This is a genomic window from Mesorhizobium sp. M1A.T.Ca.IN.004.03.1.1 (genome assembly GCF_003997555.1).
Taxonomy (GTDB): Bacteria; Pseudomonadota; Alphaproteobacteria; order Rhizobiales; family Rhizobiaceae; genus Mesorhizobium.
The window spans coordinates 1,026,787-1,045,629 of the sequence record NZ_RZTV01000001.1; the positions used below are offsets into that span (position 1 = coordinate 1,026,787).

An 18,843-nucleotide genomic window follows, 5' to 3' on the forward strand; every position below is an offset into this window, starting at 1 on the left:
AGGACCCTTCCCGACACAAGGTCGACAAAAAAGTTGTAGGGCTATCGAGGGTTTACGCTATCCTCCTGGTGGTCAGGCTTCGCGCGCCTGCAGCCATCTCAGCACCAGCGTCTCCTCCTCGTCGAGGCCCGGTATAAGGCGCTTTCGTTTGTTGGCTTCGGCCATTTCGCCGAGCAGCTTCCCTTCGGCCCACGCCTCGAAGACGAGCGGATGGATATAGCACCGGCGGCAGACGGCTCGCGTATTGCCGAGTCGTTCGGCGACCTTGTCGACGATACTGTTCATCACGCGGTTTTTCTGGGTCATGCTCTCGGGCAACTTCGCCTGCGCGAACAGGGATGCCGCATGGATGGTGCCGCCCCAGGTGCGAAAATGCTTGGAGCTGAACTCCGGGCCAGATGCCTCGCGAATATAGCGATTGACGTCCTCCGACCGCAGCGGCCGGCGTGTTCCCTCGTCATCAAGATACTGAAACAGCTTCTGGCCAGGCAGGTCCTGCGCGCCGCGCACGATTTTGGCGATGCGTTGGTCGACGAGCTTCAGCTTCCATTCCTTGCCGGACTTGCCCGTGAAGGAGAAGCGCAGGCTGGAACCGGTGATTTCGACATGGCGGTCGCGCAGCGTGGTCAGGCCGAAACTCTTGTTGTCGCGGGCATAGGCGGCATTGCCGACACGGATCATGGTGTTGTCGAGCAGCCAGACGACAGAGGCGACAACGCGCTCCAGCGGAAGTCCATGACGGCGCAGGTCGGCATCGACCTGGCGCCTCAAGGAGGGCAGGCTTTGCGCGAAAGCAACGAGGCTGGAGTATTTGACGCCGTCCCGTTCCTCGGTCCACTGCGGATGATAGCGGTACTGCTTGCGTCCGCGCTGATCCCGGCCGGTCGCCTGGATATGGCCGTTCGGGTCGGGCGAGATCCATACATCCGTCCACGCGGGCGGAATGACGATCGCCTTGATACGGTCAAGGGTGGCCGCGGTGACCGCACTCCCGTTCGGGCCGACATAGGAAAATCCCTTGCCTTTTCTCAGGCGCCGGATGCCCGGATCGGCATCGCTGACATAGCTGAGCGCGGCGCGCTCGGCGGAACTCTGCGCGCCGTTCCCTTGTATTTCCAGACCACCCGCCAGGCGGCCGAAGGACGATTGTGCTCGTTGCAGCATGGTAACTCCACGGAACTGGTCCGTAGATAAGCCGCGCGACAGCGGCTGGTTCCGCCGTCCCCAGAGGGCGTCCTTCAGCTCCGCCGGTCGGCGGACACCTCAGCCATCCAAAGCCTGCCGTCGTCGAGATGGGTGGGAAAGTAGTCTCGCCCGGCCGGTATCGCTTCCAGAACCGCTCCCGACTCGTCCGTCAGATAGTCGTAGCCGATCTGCTGCAAACGTTGCTCCGGATCGAGATGATTGTAGAGGTCGCGACGTGCCACGCGCCGTTTCGGCTCGATCATCTTCAAATGATAAAGGTTAAGGCCGCTGTCCCGAAGCTCGAAGCGCAGATCTTCGGGGAACCAGGCCTCATGCAGCCCTTGCGACCGGCTCAGATCCGGGTGATAGGCGGGGAAAAGCCTGTGCTGCATCTTTTGGCCCCAGACGCCGTCGATGCGATAGCTTGCCGGCGTATACATCTCCCTTAGGCGAAATCCCCAGGCATTGCGCCTGGACCCGCTGGTCAGTTGGCCTATCCGGCTTGCCACGGCATCTTCCAGCCTTTCGTCCGGATCGATTGCCAGAAGCCAATCGGCACCCGCCTCATAGGCCGCGGCAATAAGCGCGCGCCGCCTCTGCGGTTCATTGCTGAAGACCGCATCCGCCGAGCGATCGTCATAGGCGATCCAGCCATCGACGATTGCGTCGAGATTGGCGAGGAGGTCTGGCACCAGATGTGCGTCGTAGCGATAGCTGAAAATGGCGACGATCCTTTGCCGCGCCCAAAGCCATCGACCGCGCCGCCGGCGCGGCTGCTTCATCTCCAGGGTGATCATGGCCGCGTGCCTGTCCTATCGCCATGCGTTACGCCGACGGCTGCCCCCAGCGATTTTGCGAACAATGCAGCCCATACGATCGGCAGCGATAACATCGCGAAACGTCTATCCTCTTCGGCCAGGCCTTCTTTTGCGAACTTGCCGACATTGCGCCGGTCCCGAAACACCCCTTTGAAAATCCGCAATGGCTTTCGGTGCCCAACGGATTTGAGGTAGGTCCCATATCGGTATCCGCGCAGATACTGGTCGACAATCACTCGGATCAGCCGTGTCTCGTTGCGATGGACGGTAAGCACCGCCGGCTCCCATAGCGGCACGATCGCCTTCGGCAGCCTTTCCAGGAATTCCGTGTCTTCTCCCGTCGCCATTTGTTCGTCGAATAGGCCATACCGATCGAACAATTTTCGGTCGAAAGAAACGCCGTAACGAAGTGCCTTATGAGCGGGAAGACCTGGCAGGCGCCGCATATAGGTAACGAGATGGGCCGCGCACGCGACCAGATTGCGCGGATGACTGTTGGCGATGGCGCTTGCCACGGCCGCGACGCCTTCCCGGTGATGGCGCAGCCGGACCTCTGCCCATCGCGGGTATGCCAGGCAATCATCCGCGAGAAAGGCGATGAAAGGAGCTTTCGTCGCCGCTATGCCGCGATTTCTCGCGGCCCCGGCAAAGAGCCTTTCTTCGCACTCGATGACTGGCACGTCGAGTCCGGCATTGGCCAGAAGCGCCTGGGCATTCCCGCCGCCGGAATTCACGACCACCACCTCGAGCGGGATGTTCTGGCCGAGCACCGACCTGACCGCCGCGACCAGATCGGTCGGAGCCCGAAAACCTATCACCACGACTGCAAGTTCCGGCCCGTCGGCCATCAGGCACTTTGCAGCTGGACGCGATGAGCCGGGAACCGGCGCCGCGCCGCGATTTTGAGCCGATAGCGCATGCAACGCCAGATGTCGGTGGAAACCTTGGGCGCGGCTTCGGCAACCGCCAGGAATTTTGCCGCCGTTTCGAGATCGCCGCGGGCGTAGTGAACGCGGGCGATCTTGAGCGCCACAAGCCCTTCCCTCGCTTTCAACGACGATTTCGCAATGCCGCAGTCGGCGAGTTCGCGCAACGCCAGGCGCCATTCGAGGAAGCGTCGCGCAGGCTTTATCGCGAAGCGGTCATCCGAACGGTCCGACGATACGAAGTAGATCATGATCGGTTGCCTCACGACCGCGAGCGATGCCTTGCTCATAACCCGCGCCCAGAACAATGTGTCCTCGTCGTAGGCAAGACCGGTCGGGAAGCGCGTGTCGCCGACCGTATGCCGCGACACCAGCGCGCTGCCGACGGCAATCGACCGTATCCTGCCTTCCACATAGGCGGAGGCATTGGCGAGCCCGGCAGTCATGTAGCCGGCCGGCGTTTTGAACTGTCGGTCCCGGCCATCGGTCCGCCGGCGGTAGGCGCCGACCACCATGTCGGCGCCTGGCTTGGTCCTGGTCTTGGACAGCAGCGTCCGCAACCCACCCTCGATATGCAGATCGTCGGCGTCGATCATGTAAATCCAGGGGAAGCGCGCCTCGGCCAGCGCAAGATTGCGGGAGCCGCCCGCGTCTCGACAATTGGACCGGATGATCCGGAACGGCAGCGCCAGCCGCGAGGCTGCGTCCGCGGCCACGGCCGCCGTGTTGTCCGTCGAGGAATCGTCGACCAGTATCACTTCGCCGATGATCTCGGCTTCCGAGCGCAAGGTTGCCAACGTGTCTGCAACGGTTGCCGACGCGTTGTGTGCTGGAATGATGATGCTGACCGATGTCAACAATTGAACTCCGCGCAAGTGCCCGGCAGGCCGGTCCACGGTCCGGCGGCAAGATAGCGGCGGGATCGCGATTTGAGAAGCAGCCGCATCACCGATCGTGCGCCTTCAGGCAGCGACCGGGATGACATCGACCGCCTGCTCGCCGATCTGCTCGCCGGTGGTTTTCAGGACGCCGACAATCGGCGCCACGTCGGAATAGTCGCGGCCGTATCCCACCGTGATATGGTCGTTGCTCGCCCGCATGCCGTTGGTCGGATCGAATTCCTGCCAGCCGGCATCGCGCCCGCACCAGGCCTTGACCCAGGCATGCATGGCGTCGGCGCCTTCGAGCCTCGGCTTACCCTTGGGCGGGATCGTGCGCAGGAAGCCGCTGACATAGCCGGCGGGGATGCCAAGCCCGCGCAGCCCGGCGATCATGATGTGCGAGAAATCCTGGCAAACTCCACGCTGAAGCGCAAAGGCATCGCTGGCGCGCGTCTGCACGGTAGTTGCCTTGCCGTCATAGGTGAAATCGCGGTGGATCCGATTGCAGAGATCGACCGCCGTGGCGATCGCCGAACCGGCGAGGCTTTCCCGCGCATAGTCCGTGATTACCGGATCGATGCTGGCGTGGTCGCTGGCGGCGAGGAAGTGATGCGGCGCGTCGGGGGACAGCGAACGCACCGCGTCGAGTTCCGCCCTCAAGCCGTGAATGTCGGGCGAGACGTCGAGGCCGGCTTCCGGCCGCGATACCGACACACGGGCGCTCATCCTGACGTGGAGCTCCTCATGCGCGTCGCGAACGGCGATCGCAGTGACGTTGTTGCCGAAGAAATCGGAAAAATCCGCGCGCTCGGCCGGATTCGGCTGGAACGACAGCGAGGCGGCGATAACCCGCTGCACGCCGGCGATCGTCTGTGGCAGCACGCGCACCTGGTGCCTGCCGCCGCCGGCTGCGGCCGCATAGCCGTAATGAAGATGGAGCCTGATGTCGTAGAGCATTTATCCGAAATAGGCCCTGGCGAGACTGTTGTAGAGATCGCCGATCTGAATGGCGAGATCGTCCAGCACCTTCGCGGTCATGTCCTGAGGCTCCATCACGGCGAGCGCCGTGTTGAGCTGCAGGATTTCTTTCGCCGCGGGCGACATATGTCCCTCGCCCCCGACGGAAGGCAGCATGCCGATCTCGGCCTTGAGCCGCTCGAGCTGGAACAGGATCGAGCGCGGGTTGAGCGGATCGAGCGCCAAGAGGTCTATAACCGTGCGCCGGCCTGACTGAACCGGATATTGCCGGCGGTGGGTCATGACGCTGTCGCCGATCTCCAGCATCATGTCGAGTGCGCCGTCGGGCGCGTCTGCCTTTGTCAGCCTGGCTAGCGTGCGCGCGATCTGGATGCCACGTTCCAGTCGGCGGCCGATCTCCAGGAAGCGCCAACCGGTGAAGCGGTACATGTTCTCGTGCAGCAGCCCCGAGAAGCCCGCAAGCTTTCGCAGCATCACGGTCATCGCCCGCGTCGCGTCGTCGCCCGGAGCGACCGTCTCCGCGAATTTGTGGATGGTCTTCGACAGATCCTTCAGCGCCAGCCAGCCATCCGGCGAGAAGCGGTCGCGGATCTGGCCGGCGCTGTAGACGGCGCTGTCCAATGTGCCGATCAATCCAAGCGGGATCGCGGTTTCGACCTCGATGCCGAACGGTTCGAGATAGTCTCTGATGTCGGCGAGCAGCGGCATCTCGGGATCGGATGTCTCCGCCAGCCTGACGTGATAAGCGCGCAGCACCCGCACCGTGTCTTCCGAGCGCTCGATATAGCGGCCGAGCCAGGTCAGGTTTTCCGCGGCGCGGCTCGGCAGGCTGCCGGGCATGGTGCGGGTGAAGCCGTCGGTCTCCTGCGGCAGCAGCGTCTCCCGCTCGACAGGCCTGTCGCTGACCACCCAGACATCCGCCGCCTGACCGCCGCGCTGCATGGCCATCGCGGTCGGGTCGAGCGAGAAGCCGACGCGTGCAAAGCCGCCGGGCATCACCGTCCAGCCTTCGTGTGTTCGCGCCAGGTAGACGCGCAGGCTGGCGGGCCGCGGCTCCAAGCGGCCGCCGGCAAAGACCGGCGTAGTCGAGAGCGTGACCGCCTCCTGGCCGACGAAGCCAACCCCGTCGGCTTCGATCCGCGCGATAAGCTCCGCCCGCTCGCCGGCCGAAAGCGCCGAACCGAGCCTGGTCGCGCCATCGTCCTCGAAGGCAAGCCGTGTCGACAGCGCCGGGCCAACCACCATGCGGTCGATATTGGCCAGCACATGGTCGCGTTCGGCCTGCTGTCCGCACCACCAGGTCGCAATGTTCGGCAGCTTGAGTTCCTCGCCATGCAATTCCCGCGCGATCCGCGGCAGGAAAGAAAGCAGCGCCCGCGTTTCCGCCAAGCCGGAACCGAGCCCGTTGACGGCCGAGACGGTGCCGCGCCGGATCGCCTCGACCAGCCCCGGCGTGCCGATCTGCGAGTCCGGTTTGAGCTCCAGCGGATCGGCGAAAGCGGCATCGAGCCGCCGCCACAAAACGCCGATCGGCATCAGGCCCGAAACCGTGCGCACCATCAGCCGGCCGCCGGACACCGTCAGGTCCTCGCCTTCGAGCAGCATAATGCCGAGATAACGCGCGATATAGGCGTGCTCGTAATAGGTCTCGTTGAGCGGTCCGGGCGTCAGGATGGCGACGCGGCCGCCGGAATCCTTCGCCATGCCGTTCAGCGCATCACGGAAGCGGCGGAAGAAGCCGGCCAGGCGATGCACATGCAGCTCGCCATAGATGTCAGACAAGGCGCGCGTGGTGGCAACGCGGTTCTCCAACGCAAAGCCGGCGCCCGACGGCGCTTGCGTGCGGTCGCCCAGAACCCACCAGCGGCCGTCGGGGCCGCGGCCGAGCTCGAAGGCGACCATGTGCAGGAAATGGCCGCTGGCCGGACGGACGCCGACCACCGGGCGCAGATATTCCGGGCTCGCCGCAATCAGCCCCGCCGGCAGGATTCCCTTCTCGATCAGCCGGTTCGGCCCGTAAATGTCGGCCAGCATCGTCTCGAACAGGTCGGCGCGCTGGACGAGGCCGGCGCTGATCTCGGCCCATTCCTTCTCGTCGATCAGCAGCGGGACATGCGCCAGCGGCCATTCGCGCTCGTTGGCGCCGGCTTTGTCGTAGACGCGGTAGTAGACGCCGGCATCGCGCAGATATTGGTCGGCGCGGGCAAAGCGCTGTCCGAGCGCCTCAGCCCCCAGATCGTCCAGCGCTCCGATGAAGGACTGCCAGGCCGGGCGCGGATTGCCCGACGCGTCGACCATCTCGTCGACGACGCCTTCAATCGACCGGTAATGCTCCAACAGGCTCTGCGCCCGCGGCCTGCCGCCCGCCCGTTTCTGATTCCCCTTGGCCATGCTCGATCAGAATCTCGCCGGTCGCCTGAGGTCAAGGGTCATGGGAAACTCCTCAGAACCTTGTTCTTCACGCAGCACATAGGCACCCGGCGTATGGCCGCGCGGCTCGAAGCGGGCCAGCCGCCGCGCCTCCGCCTCGTTGCCGTTGACCGGGAAGGTCTCGTAGTTGCGGCCGCCCGGATGCGCGACATGATAGACGCAGCCTCCCAACGAGCGGCCCGACCAGCGGTCGTAGATGTCGAACACCAACGGCGTGTTGACCGGAAGGGCCGGATGCAGGCCGGAGGCCGGCTGCCAGGCCTTGAAGCGCACGCCTGCCACCGCGACCTCTCTGCTGTCGGTCGCCTTCATCGGTACGATGCGGCCGTTGCAGACGACCGCGTGACGCTCCGGATTGAGGCCTTCCGTCCTCACCTGCAGCCGCTCGACGGACGAATCGACGAAGCGGACCGTGCCGCCGATCGCGCCTTGCTCGCCCATCACATGCCAGGGCTCGAGCGCCTGCCTGAGCTCCAGCTTGACGCCGCCATGCTGCACCTCACCGCAGAACGGGAAGCGAAATTCGAGTTGGGCTGCGAACCATTCCGGGCGGAAGTCGAAGCCGTTGAGCTTCAGATCTTCCAGCACGTCGAGGAAATCCGCCCAGACATAATGCGGCAGCATGAAACGGTCATGCAGCGACGTGCCCCAGCGCGCGAAGCGGCCGTCCAGCGGCTTCTTCCAAGCCCGCGCGATGATAGCCCGGACCAGCAATTGCTGGGCGAGCGACATCCGGGCATTGGGTGGCATTTCGAAGCCGCGGAACTCGACCAAACCGAGCCGTCCTGTCGGACCGTCCGGCGAGAACAATTTGTCGATGCAGATTTCCGAACGGTGCGTGTTGCCGGTCACGTCGGTCAAGAGATTGCGGAACAGCCGGTCGACCAGCCACGGCAACGGCGCCTCGCCCTTGTCGGGATGCGGCACCTGGGCCAGCGCGATCTCGAGTTCATAGAGGGAATCATGCCGTGCCTCGTCGATGCGCGGCGCCTGGCTGGTGGGGCCGATGAACAGGCCGGAAAACAGATAGGAGAGCGATGGGTGCCGCTGCCATTGCAGCACCAGGCTCTTCAACAGGTCCGGCCGGCGCAGGAACGGACTATCGTTGGGCGTCGCGCCGCCGACAACGACATGATTGCCGCCGCCCGTGCCCGTGTGACGGCCGTCGATCATGAACTTGTCGGTGCCGAGCCGCGACTGCCTGGCTTCCTCATAGATCGCCGCGGTCGTCGCGACGCATTCCCGCCAGTCGGCGGCCGGGTGGATGTTTACCTCGATGACGCCGGGATCGGGCGCCACGCGGATGACGTTGAGGCGCGGGTCGTGCGGCGGCCCATAACCCTCTATATGCACCGGCAGTCCGATCGCCTTGGCTGCGTTCTCGGCAGCCGCCACCAGCTCCAGATAGTCCTCAAGCGCCTCGACCGGCGGCATGAACACGCAGAGCCGCCCGTCACGCGGTTCGACGGTGAGCGCCGTGCGCACCGCACCGCCGATCTCGGTGATCTCCTGCTCGACGCGGTCCTGCTGGCCCGTTGTCGCGGTGAAGGACGCTGCCAGCTGGCGGCGCGCCATTTCGTCGGGGCCCTCAAGTTCTGCTGGGGCAGGTTCCGGCAAGAGAGCGTCGCGCGCCGGCAGCGTAGCGCGCGGCAGCGACGGATCGACCGGCACGATATAGGGGTACTGCGCCGGCGGCACGTAAGGCAGCGCGCCGAGCGGCAGCCGATAACCGACCGGGGAATCGCCCGGCACCAGGAACAGCCGGCCGCGCCGCGTCTTCCACTTTTCCGAACGCCAGCGCTGCCCGGCGGCCTGGCTGTTCCAGCGCTGCACCGGCAGCACATAGCCTGACGGCTTGGTCAGGCCGCGCTCGAACACACGTGCCATGCGGCTGCGCTCTTCCGGATCCTCCAGCTTCGAGTTGGACGGGTCGACATTATCCGGCAGCTTGCCTTCCTTGAGCAGCCATTCGGCCGGATCCTCATAGGCCTCGCCGACCATCGCCTTGTCGATGCCGAGCTCGGCAGCGATCGCCGTGAGCAAGCTTGCGGCCTGCTCAGGCCCGACAGAGACGGTGCTCGTTTCGCGCGCGATCAGCGACGGGTCGCGCCAGACCGGCTCGCCATCGGTGCGCCAAAAGAGCGAGAAGGTCCAGCGCGGCAGGCTCTCGCCCGGATACCACTTGCCTTGCCCGTAGTGGAGGAAACCGCCCGGCGCGAAGCGCTCGCGCAGGCGCCGGATCAGCTGATCCGCCTTATCGCGCTTGGTCGGCCCGACGGCCGCCGTGTTCCATTCGGCAGCCTCGAAATCGTCGATCGACACGAAGGTCGGCTCGCCGCCCATGGTGAGCCGCACATCCTGTTCCCGCAAAACCGCGTCGACCTTGTTGCCCAAGGCGTCGAGCGCCTCCCAGCTTTCATCCGAGAACGGCTTGGTGATGCGCGGATGCTCGGCGATGCGATCGACGCGCATGTCGAAGCCGAAATCGACATTGGCGAAGCTCGCCATGCCGGAGATCGGCGCGGCATTGCGGAAGTGCGGCGTCGCCGCCAGCGGCACATGGCTTTCGCCGGTGAGCAAACCGGAAGTCGGGTCGAAGCCGATCCAGCCGGCGCCCGGAATATAGACTTCGCACCAGGCGTGCAGGTCGGTGAAATCGACCGAGGTTCCAGGCGGTCCGTCCAACGAGACGAGGTCCGGCTTCAACTGGATCAGGTAACCGGAGACAAAACGCGCCGCGATGCCGAGGTTGCGCAGGATCTGCACCAGCAGCCAGCTTGAATCCCGGCACGAGCCTTTGCCTGCGGCCAGCGTCTCCTCCGGCGAATAGACGCCGGTCTCCATGCGCACGATATAGGCGATCTCGCGCTGCAGCCGCGCGTTGAGGCCGACCAGGAAATTGACCGTGTTTGTCGGACTGCGGTCGATGGTTTTCAGGAAGGCCGACAGCAATGGGCCGGCCGGCTCGGGCGTGCGGTATATGGCGAGGTCTTGGCTGATCTCTTCCGGGTAATCGAACGGGAAATTCTCGGCCGATTCCTCGACGAAGAAATCGAACGGATTATAGACCGTCATATCTACGACGAGATCGACTTGGATCTTCAGTTCCGTCACCGGCTCCGGGAAGACGAAGCGGGCGAGGAAGTTGCCGTACGGGTCCTGCTGCAGGTTGACGAAATGGTTCTTCGGCTCGACCTTCAGCGAATGGCTGAGCACCTTGGTGCGCGAATGCGGCGCCGGCTGCAGCCTGATCACCTGAGGGCCGAGAACGACCGGCCGGTCGTATTTGTAATGGGTCAGGTGGTGGACGGCTGCCAGAATTGCCATGGTGCCCCGGGGAACGGCGTTTCAGTCGCCGAACCCTGACATAAGTGCTGGGCATTCTCCAAGCAGAGATGTTGCGTTGCACCTAATTTAAGCAGCGTTGCCGGCTTAGAAAAACGCCTGAAGCCCCGTCTGCGCCCTACCCAGTATCAGCGCATGCACGTCATGCGTGCCCTCATAGGTGTTGACCGTCTCCAGGTTCTGGGCATGACGCATCACGTGATAGCCGATCTGGATGCCGTTGCCGCCATGCATGTCGCGAGCCTGGCGGGCGATGTCGAGCGCCTTGCCGCAATTGTTGCGTTTGACGATCGAAATCATCTCCGGCGCCATCTTGCCTTCGTCCATCAGCCGGCCGACGCGCAGCGAACCCTGCAGGCCGAGCGCGATCTCGGTCTGCATGTCGGCGAGCTTCTTCTGGAAGAGCTGTGTGCCGGCGAGCGGCTTGCCGAACTGCTTGCGGTCGAGGCCGTACTGCCGCGCGCGGTGCCAGCAATCCTCGGCCGCGCCCATGGCGCCCCACGAGATGCCGTAGCGCGCGCGGTTGAGACAGCCGAAGGGTCCCTTCAGGCCCGAGACATTGGGCAGCAGCGCCTCCTCGCCGACCTCGACGCCTTCCATCACTACCTCGCCGGTGATTGAGGCTCGCAGCGAAAGCTTGCCGCCGATCTTCGGCGCCGACAGCCCCTTCAGGCCCTTTTCCAGCACGAAGCCGCGGATCTGGTTGTCATGCGCGGCCGACTTTGCCCAGACGACGAAGACGTCGGCGATCGGCGCGTTGGAAATCCACATCTTGGAGCCGGAAAGCCTGTAGCCGTTCGCCGTCTTCTCGGCCCGTGTCTTCATGCCGCCCGGATCGGAGCCGGCATCCGGCTCGGTGAGGCCGAAGCAGCCGATCCATTCGCCGGAGGCGAGCTTCGGCAGGTACTTCTTGCGCTGCTCTTCCGAGCCGTAGGCATGGATCGGATACATGACCAGCGACGACTGCACGCTCATCATCGAGCGGTAGCCGGAATCGATGCGTTCGACTTCGCGCGCCACCAGCCCGTAGGTGACGTAATTGGCGCCGAGCCCGCCATATTCCTCTGGAATGGTGATGCCGAGCAGGCCCGCCTCGCCCATCTCGCGGAAGATCGAGGGATCGGTTTTCTCATCGGCATAGGCTTCCTCGATGCGGGGCGCCAGCTTGTCGGCGGCGAACGCCGCTGCGCCGTCGCGCACCATCCGCTCGTCTTCGGAAAGCTGGTCCTCGATCAGGAAGGGATCGTTCCAGACGAAGGCGTTCTTCTCGGCGGCCATGAGGTGGGTCTCCCGGTAAAATCTTGGATGGCCCGGCTTATCCGCCTCCATCTGGAAAAAATCAAACGAAATTGCATCAAGCATCAATGAGCGATAGTAATAGGTCATGAACGTCCAGCGCCGCCTCTTGCCAAACATCAGCGCGCTTGCCGCCTTCGAGGCGGTGGCGCGTCTCGGCTCCTTCACCGCCGCGGCCCGCGAGCTCGATCTCACGCAAGGTGCCGTCAGCCGGCAGATCAATCTGCTGGAAGAGCAGTTCGGGCGCCGGCTTTTCGAACGCGACAGCCGCAATGTCAGGCTGTCCACGGCGGGCGAAATCTACGCCGGCGCGGTGCGCTCGGCACTCGCGCAGTTGCGCGATGCGGCGCTTGGATTGATGAGCAATCGGCATAGCGGTGTTCTCAACCTTGCCATCCTGCCGACCTTCGGCACGCGCTGGCTGATGCCGCTCATTCCGGATTTCGTCGCCCGTCATCCGGACATCACGATCAATTTCGCCACGCGCATTGGCCGCTTCGACTTCGCGCGCGAGCGGCTCGACGCCGCAATCCACCACGGCATGCCTGATTGGCCGGACGCTGATTGCACGCTTTTGATGCGCGAGACCGTGATGCCGGTCGCCGCGCCCGAATTCCTGGCGCAGCGGAAGGTCGCGACGCCGGCCGATATCGGCCGCCTGCCGTTGCTGCACATGGCAACGCGTCCCGACGCCTGGAGCGAATGGTTCGAGCATCAGGAGCTCGACGCGCCGACCGGCCCCGGCATGCAGTTCGAGCAGTTCGGTACGGTCGCGCAGGCCTGCATGGCGGGGCTCGGCGTGGCGCTGCTGCCGCAGATCCTGATCGCCGGAGAATTGCAGCGTGGCCAGTTGGCGCCGGCGCCGGGCAAGCCGATGCAGAGCCGCAGTGCCTATTATCTCGTCGTGCCGCACGCCAAGCGCGGCCATCCGCCGGTTGCCAGCTTTCGCGACTGGCTGCGGGGCCAGGTTGAGAAGGAGCCGGCTGTTCTGGCGTGGTAGCTATTTCCGCTTCATCGCCTCGGCGAGCGCCGCGCCGAACGCACCCTGTGACGGCTTTTCAGGCTGGCGCTGCGGCGCCGGCGAGCGCGGTACGGGCTTGCCGCCGCCGCTGTCGCGCTGGCCGACCCGAGGCGCCCCACCCTGGCCGCCATCCTTGCGCATCGAGAGGCCGATGCGATTGCGCTTGATGTCGACATCGACCACTCGAACTTTCACGACATCGCCGGCCTTTACCACCTCATGCGCGTCCTTGATGAAGCGGTCGGCCAGCTGCGAGACATGCACCAGCCCGTCCTGGTGCACGCCGATGTCCACGAAGGCGCCGAAGGCGGCGACATTGGTGACCGTGCCTTCGAGCAGCATGCCGGGCTTCAGGTCCTTGATGTCGTCGACGCCTTCGGCAAAGGTCGCCGTCTTGAAGCCCGGCCGCGGGTCGCGTCCGGGCTTTTCCAGTTCCGCGATGATGTCGCGTACCGTCGGCAGGCCGAAGCGCTCGTCGACGAAGACACGAGGGTCAAGTGCCTTGAGCGCGGCACTGTCGCCCATCAGCGCGCGCACGTCGCGGCCGCAGGCGGCGACGATCTTCTTTGCCACGCCATAGGCTTCCGGATGCACGGATGAAGCGTCGAGCGGCTCGGAGCCGTTCGGGATGCGCAGGAAGCCGGCGCACTGCTCGAACGCGCGCGGTCCAAGCCGCGCCACGTTCAGCAGATCGCGGCGCGTAGCGAACGGACCGCCGACGTCGCGATGCGCGACGATCGCTTCGGCAAGCGATGGCCCCAGTCCCGACACGCGCGCCAAGAGCGGCGCCGATGCCGTGTTGAGGTCGACGCCGACGGCATTGACCGCATCCTCCACCACCGCCTCCAGCGAGCGGCCGAGCCGGTACTGGTCGACATCGTGCTGATACTGGCCGACACCGATCGACTTCGGCTCGATCTTGACCAGCTCGGCGAGCGGGTCCTGCAGGCGCCTGGCGATCGACACCGCGCCGCGCAGCGACACGTCGAGGTCGGGAAACTCGGCGGCCGCCGTCGCCGAGGCCGAATAGACCGACGCGCCGGCTTCGCTGACGATCACCTTGATCGGCTTCGGCCCGCCGTCGGACGGCAGGCTGGCGAGCATGTCGGCCACCAGCTTCTCGGTCTCGCGGCTGCCGGTGCCGTTGCCGATCGAGATCAGCTCCACCTTGTGGAAGCGAATGAGCCTGGCAAGTTCCGCCTGCGTGCCGCGCACATCGTTCTTTGGCGGAAACGGATAGACGGTGGTCGTCGCCACCAGCTTGCCGGTACCGTCGACCACAGCCACCTTGACGCCGGTGCGGATGCCGGGATCGAGACCCATCGTGGGCCGGGAGCCGGCGGGCGCGGCGAGCAGCAGGTCCTTGAGGTTGCGGGCAAAGACATGGATGGCCTCGTCCTCGGCCCGCTCGCGCAGGTCGCGCATCAAATCAAGCGTCAGATGGAGCGATAGTTTTATCCGCCAGGTCCAGCCGGCCACTTCCATCAGCCAGCGGTCGCCCGGCAGGGTGCTACCAATCGCATAGGCGTTGGCGATCATCCGCTCGACCGGTTTCACCGGCGATTGATCGTCGGCATCGACTTCGATGTCGAGCGACAGCACCTCTTCGTTGCGGCCACGCAGCATGGCCAAGGCGCGATGGCTGGGCACGTTCGCCCAGCGCTCGACATGATCGAAATAGTCGGAGAATTTCGCGCCCGCCTCCTGCTTGCCGTCGACGACCCTGGCGCGCAGGAAGGCGCGCTCCTTCATATAGGCGCGCAGCTTCCCGACCAGATCGGCATTCTCGGCGAACTGCTCCGACAGGATGTCGCGTGCGCCTTCGAGCGCCGCCTTGGCGTCGGGAACCTCGTCTGTGCGATAGGCTAGCGCGAGTTCGGCAGGCACCGCCGAACGGTCGGCGAGGATCGCCTCGGCCAGCGGCCCCAGTCCACGTTCCCTGGCGATCTCGGCCTTGGTGCGGCGCTTCGGCTTGTATGGCAAGTAGATGTCTTCGAGCTCGGCCTTGGTGGTCGCCGCCGCGATTTTTGCCTCGAGGTCCTCGGTCAGCTTGCCCTGCTCACGGATCGAACCGAGGATGGTGTCGCGGCGCGCATCCAGCTCGCGCAGATAGGCAAGCCGCTCGGAAAGGTCGCGCAACTGCGTGTCGTCGAGGCCGCCGGTGACCTCCTTGCGGTAGCGCGCCACGAAAGGCACCGTTGCGCCCTCGTCCAGCAGCCCGATTGCGGCTGCCGCCTGCTCCGGCCGCGAGCCGATCTCGGCCGCGATGATTGCTGCGATGCGCTTGATGTCCGATGCCATGCTGGTTCCTGCCGAAAAGAGCGGCGACAATAGGCCGGGACGACGGCTGCGCCAACCGCGCTGTCTCCACCCGACAGGAAAGCTCCACAGGAAAGAGCTGCGAGGAAAGACCAGCCGAACGGCTCAAACCATCCGGCTCAGGGCCTCGAAGAAGGCGACTACATCGAGATCAAGCTGATCGTCGACCGGTTCCGGCTGCGACGACATCTTGGCGATGACCACCTCGTCGCTCGGGTTGACGTAGATCCACTGGCCGTGAATGCCGATGCCGCAGAAGGCGCCGCTTGGCGTGCCCATCTGGTACCATTTGTTGCGGTAGCGGCCCTTAGGGAAGAGGAACACCATCGTACCGCGCCGCCACGCTTCATGGCTGCCGCCGCTGGCAACCGTGTCATGCACCCAAGCCTCCGGCACGATGCGGCGGCCATTGGCCGTGCCGCCCTGTCGCATCATCTCGCCGATGCGGGCAAGGTCGCGCGGCGTCATCGACATGCCGCCGGCGGTACGCGCCGTGCCTTCCATGTCGACCGTCACTGACATCTCGCTCGCGGCGCCCAGCGGCAGCCACAGTTTCTCGCTGAGCAAGTCGCTGACGCGTTTGCCGGATGCCCGCTCCACCAGAATGCCCAGCATATCCGAATTGGGTGAGCGATAACGGTAGGTCTGCCCATGCGGCTCGGCGAGTCGCGGCAACGTCAACAGAAACGCAGCGAGGCTTTCCGACCCGCCGCCCGGATTCCACAGTGTCGCGCGGCGATAGCGGGCGAAGGCGCTTTCCGGATCGAGATAGGCCTCCTCGAAGTCGAGGCTGACCGTCATGTCGAGCACATTGCGCACGCTCGCATCGCCATAGGCCGAGCTCTTGGCTTCGGGGATGTATTCTGTCACCGGCGCTTCCGGGTCGAACACCCCCTCGCCTTGCAGGATGCCGGCGAGGATCGCCGTCACCGACTTGCTGATCGAAAAGATGATATGGCGCTGACCGAACGCCATATGCGGGGCCGACCAATCGCCGACCAGCCTGCCGCCCTTCAGGATCGTCAGCCCGTCAGTGTCGGAGCGCTTCAGGAAGGCTTCGACTGTTTCGGCGCCGCCGGCCAAGGTGACTTTCTCCTCGAGCAGCGCGCCGAGCGATTTCACCTCTTCCTCGCCGCCGGGCGCGGCGGCAACGTGGACGCTCGGCACCAGTTCGCCGACATTCTGGAACGACCATTGGCTGAACGGCCTCAGCCGCCAATTATCGAGCCGCACATCCTTGCGGGCAAAGCCGTATCTGGTCTCGAACGCGGTGTTGCCGGTCACGATTGTCTCCCGGTCGTCTATCTCTGACTTTCAGCCTAGCGCGGCGGCTATGGCGTGCACGGCCTTAAGCGTCGCCACCGAATAGGCGGCGTTGAGGAAATCCGGATAGGTCGAAAGCTTCACGACGACCATCCTGTGCTCCCAGCTGATATGGATCATCTGGCCGAACACGCCCTTGCACATCAGTGCGCGAGAGCGTGGATCCTCGATCCAGAACTGGTTGCGGTAGCTGCCGTCCGGAAGGCTCGGGCTGAAGTCCGGTCCGTGCTTGCCGCTGCGCGTCGCCTCGATCCACTCGGCAGGGATGACCCCGCCGCCATTGTCGAGGATCAACTGGCCGAAGCGGCCATAATCGCGCAGCGTCGCGTTGAAGCCGCCATCGGCCAGCGCATAGCCGGCGCTGTCGACTGTGAAACAGGCGCTCTCGTCGGCGCCGAGCTTTTGCCAGAGTTCTTCCGAGACCAGCTGCGCCAGGCGCTTGCCGCTCACCCGCTCCATGATGAAGGCAAGCACATCGGTCTCGATCGAGCGGTACTCGAAGGCCTCGCCATGTTCGCGCACCTTGTCCTTCAGGCGCAGGATCAGCTCGAACAGATGCGCGGGCCACCGGAAATCAGGATCGCTGCCCGGCGGGATCGGCTTCCAGCCGGTGGCGACATCGACCTGACCGATCTCGGAATAGCGATCCGTGTACTCTTCCGAGAAGCGCACGCCGGTCGTCATGTCGAGCACTTGCTGCACGGTGGCCCCGGTCCAGGCGCTCTCGCCGAGCTCCGGAAGATAATCCGTCACCAGCCTGGCCGGGTCGATCAGGCCGCGCCCGACCAGGATGCCGAACACCGATCCGGTGACCGACTTTGCCATCGACTGCGACAGATGCAGCGTGCGTTCGTCCATGCCGTTGAAGTAGCGCTCATAGGCGACCCTGCCGTCCTTCAACACCAGCAAACCGTCCGTGTAGGTCTCATCGAGCAGGCCCGCGAGCGTTGTCGGACGGCCCTCGCTATCCGCCACCGCCAGGTCATCGAGATCGACCTCGGCGCGATCGAGCCGACGGCGATGACCTTGGCCGCGCCAGACCTCGACGGTCGGCAAAAACTCACGCACGTGCTGGAAGGCCCAGCGGTTCCACGGTGGCCGATCCCAGTCGAGCTTCGGCAGAGCCATGGCCGGCGGCGAGCCCTGCATGATCGGCGGCCGCGGATCGGAGTTGCGGTAAGATGTCATCAATCCTCCCTGCACATAAGAAAGGGAGGCCGGAGCCTCCCCTCCCTTCATGCGTTCCCGCTCAGTTACTTGCGCAGGTTGGTCCAGATCTTGTTGTAGATCTCCACCACATCTGGCGGGCACGGCGGCACGAATTCCGGCGTCGGCGAGCCGGCTGGCGGGCTGATTTCCGGCGAGTTGGCGAACTCCGCCGGCAGGAATTTGTGGCTGCCGGCGATGCCGTTGTCGTAACCGGCATACTCGGAGATCAGCGCCGCGTTCTCAGGCGCCATGACGAAATCCTGGAAGAGCTTGGCGTTCTCCAGGTTCTTGGCGCCCTTCAGCACCGCGACATTGTCCATCCAGCCCTCGATGCCTTCCTTCGGATAGGCATATTTGATCGCCGGGATCTTCTGACGCGAGCGGTAGGCCGCACCATTCCACTGTTCGGTCACGATCACGTCGCCGGAAGTGATCTTGGTGATCGTGTCGTAGCTGAAGGTCTTCCATGACGGCTTGGCGGCCATCAGTATGTCGTTGATCTTTTTCAGGCCGGCCTTGTCTGCGCCGCAGCGCGGCACGCCGGCATAGCGCTCGGCCGCGTGCATGACGGTGTTGACGTCGTCGAGCACGTTGATCTGGCCCTTCAGTTCGTCCGGGGGGTTGAACAGGATGGCCAGCGTGTTGATGTCGCCCTTGAACTTATCCGTATTGACGGAGAACGCCGTCGTGCCGAATTGCCACGGCGCGGTGTAATGGCGTCCGGAGTCCCAGTAGATATCGAGGAAGCGTGGATCGATGTTCTTGCCGTTCGGCATCGCGTTGGGCTCGGTCTTTTCGAGCAGGTCCTCCTCGATCATGATCTTCACGGTGTAGTCGGACGGCACGACGATGTCGTAGCCCGAATTGCCGGCGCGCACCTTGGACAGCATGGTTTCGTTGGAATCGTAGTCGTCCAGCGTCACCTTGACGTTGTACTGCTTTTCGAACTTCTCGATCAGCTTGGGGTTGGTGTAGTCGCCCCAGTTGTAGATATGCAATTCGCCGTCGGCGAGCGCCGGAACGGCCCATAACAGCACGGCCGCGGAAACGGCCGCCATCAGTTTTCCAGACATTTAATGTTCTCCTTGCCTTCCCATTGTTTTGTGTTGGAG

General features: G+C 64.5%; 13 protein-coding genes. 1 reads left to right on the forward strand and 12 read right to left on the reverse strand.

The window, feature by feature from the left end:
* Positions 1–72: 72 nt before the first annotated feature.
* The 8 genes from EOD29_RS04885 to EOD29_RS04920 form a co-directional block, all read right to left on the reverse strand.
* Positions 73–1,164 (reverse strand): DNA topoisomerase IB, encoded by a 1,092-nt coding sequence (locus EOD29_RS04885; protein WP_127246046.1) that lies wholly within the window; start codon positions 1,162–1,164, stop codon positions 73–75.
* 74 nt (positions 1,165–1,238) lie between these two features.
* A complete protein-coding gene (locus EOD29_RS04890) occupies positions 1,239–1,982 on the reverse strand; it encodes a hypothetical protein (protein ID WP_127246047.1) in 744 nt (247 codons plus the stop codon).
* Positions 1,979–2,851: a glycosyltransferase gene (locus EOD29_RS04895; protein ID WP_127246048.1), complete on the reverse strand. Its 873-nt coding sequence runs from the start codon at positions 2,849–2,851 to the stop codon at positions 1,979–1,981. Before EOD29_RS04895 ends, EOD29_RS04890 begins: the two co-directional genes overlap by 4 nt.
* Positions 2,851–3,786, reverse strand: a complete 936-nt coding sequence (locus EOD29_RS04900) for a glycosyltransferase family 2 protein (RefSeq protein WP_127216947.1) — start codon at positions 3,784–3,786, stop codon at positions 2,851–2,853. The genes EOD29_RS04895 and EOD29_RS04900 overlap by 1 nt, the downstream gene beginning before the upstream one ends.
* A 105-nt stretch (positions 3,787–3,891) precedes the next feature.
* A complete protein-coding gene (locus EOD29_RS04905; RefSeq protein WP_067326134.1) occupies positions 3,892–4,767 on the reverse strand; it encodes a transglutaminase family protein in 876 nt (291 codons plus the stop codon).
* Entirely contained in the window at positions 4,768–7,179 is a 2,412-nt protein-coding gene (locus EOD29_RS04910) for a circularly permuted type 2 ATP-grasp protein (RefSeq protein WP_127246049.1), read from the reverse strand.
* Positions 7,180–7,185: 6 nt separating this feature from the next.
* Positions 7,186–10,545, reverse strand: a complete 3,360-nt coding sequence (locus EOD29_RS04915; RefSeq protein ID WP_127246050.1) for a transglutaminase family protein — start codon at positions 10,543–10,545, stop codon at positions 7,186–7,188.
* A 105-nt stretch (positions 10,546–10,650) separates the two neighbouring features.
* Positions 10,651–11,841 carry an acyl-CoA dehydrogenase gene (locus EOD29_RS04920; RefSeq protein WP_067002729.1) on the reverse strand — a complete coding sequence of 397 codons (1,191 nt, stop codon included), beginning with the start codon at positions 11,839–11,841 and terminating at the stop codon, positions 10,651–10,653.
* A 106-nt stretch (positions 11,842–11,947) separates the two neighbouring features.
* Here EOD29_RS04920 and EOD29_RS04925 point away from each other — a divergent pair, with 106 nt between their 5' ends.
* Positions 11,948–12,859 (forward strand): LysR family transcriptional regulator, encoded by a 912-nt coding sequence (locus EOD29_RS04925; RefSeq protein ID WP_067326124.1) that lies wholly within the window; start codon positions 11,948–11,950, stop codon positions 12,857–12,859.
* Here EOD29_RS04925 and EOD29_RS04930 read toward each other — a convergent pair whose 3' ends face one another.
* The 4 genes from EOD29_RS04930 to EOD29_RS04945 form a co-directional block, all read right to left on the reverse strand.
* A complete protein-coding gene (locus EOD29_RS04930; protein WP_127246051.1) occupies positions 12,860–15,181 on the reverse strand; it encodes a Tex family protein in 2,322 nt (773 codons plus the stop codon).
* A 123-nt stretch (positions 15,182–15,304) separates the two neighbouring features.
* A complete protein-coding gene (locus EOD29_RS04935) occupies positions 15,305–16,483 on the reverse strand; it encodes a serine hydrolase (RefSeq protein ID WP_127246052.1) in 1,179 nt (392 codons plus the stop codon).
* A gap of 30 nt (positions 16,484–16,513) precedes the next feature.
* Positions 16,514–17,710 (reverse strand): serine hydrolase, encoded by a 1,197-nt coding sequence (locus tag EOD29_RS04940; RefSeq protein WP_127246053.1) that lies wholly within the window; start codon positions 17,708–17,710, stop codon positions 16,514–16,516.
* A 65-nt stretch (positions 17,711–17,775) separates the two neighbouring features.
* Complete coding sequence (locus tag EOD29_RS04945) at positions 17,776–18,804, reverse strand: extracellular solute-binding protein (RefSeq protein ID WP_164763689.1); 1,029 nt, start codon at positions 18,802–18,804, stop codon at positions 17,776–17,778.
* Between the last annotated feature and the right edge of the window lie 39 nt (positions 18,805–18,843).

What these genes read in the sequence shown, in the direction of transcription:
- EOD29_RS04885 (WP_127246046.1), bottom strand. Translation starts at nt 1,164, where the DNA reads ATGCTGCAACGAGCACAATCGTCCTTCGGCCGCCTGGCGGGTGGTCTG.
- EOD29_RS04905 (WP_067326134.1), bottom strand. Translation starts at nt 4,767, where the DNA reads ATGCTCTACGACATCAGGCTCCATCTTCATTACGGCTATGCGGCCGCA.
- EOD29_RS04930 (WP_127246051.1), bottom strand. Translation starts at nt 15,181, where the DNA reads ATGGCATCGGACATCAAGCGCATCGCAGCAATCATCGCGGCCGAGATC.
- EOD29_RS04940 (WP_127246053.1), bottom strand. Translation starts at nt 17,710, where the DNA reads ATGACATCTTACCGCAACTCCGATCCGCGGCCGCCGATCATGCAGGGC.
- EOD29_RS04915 (WP_127246050.1), bottom strand. Translation starts at nt 10,545, where the DNA reads ATGGCAATTCTGGCAGCCGTCCACCACCTGACCCATTACAAATACGAC.
- EOD29_RS04925 (WP_067326124.1), top strand. Translation starts at nt 11,948, where the DNA reads ATGAACGTCCAGCGCCGCCTCTTGCCAAACATCAGCGCGCTTGCCGCC.
- EOD29_RS04895 (WP_127246048.1), bottom strand. Translation starts at nt 2,851, where the DNA reads ATGGCCGACGGGCCGGAACTTGCAGTCGTGGTGATAGGTTTTCGGGCT.
- EOD29_RS04890 (WP_127246047.1), bottom strand. Translation starts at nt 1,982, where the DNA reads ATGATCACCCTGGAGATGAAGCAGCCGCGCCGGCGGCGCGGTCGATGG.
- EOD29_RS04945 (WP_164763689.1), bottom strand. Translation starts at nt 18,804, where the DNA reads ATGTCTGGAAAACTGATGGCGGCCGTTTCCGCGGCCGTGCTGTTATGG.
- EOD29_RS04910 (WP_127246049.1), bottom strand. Translation starts at nt 7,179, where the DNA reads ATGGCCAAGGGGAATCAGAAACGGGCGGGCGGCAGGCCGCGGGCGCAG.
- EOD29_RS04920 (WP_067002729.1), bottom strand. Translation starts at nt 11,841, where the DNA reads ATGGCCGCCGAGAAGAACGCCTTCGTCTGGAACGATCCCTTCCTGATC.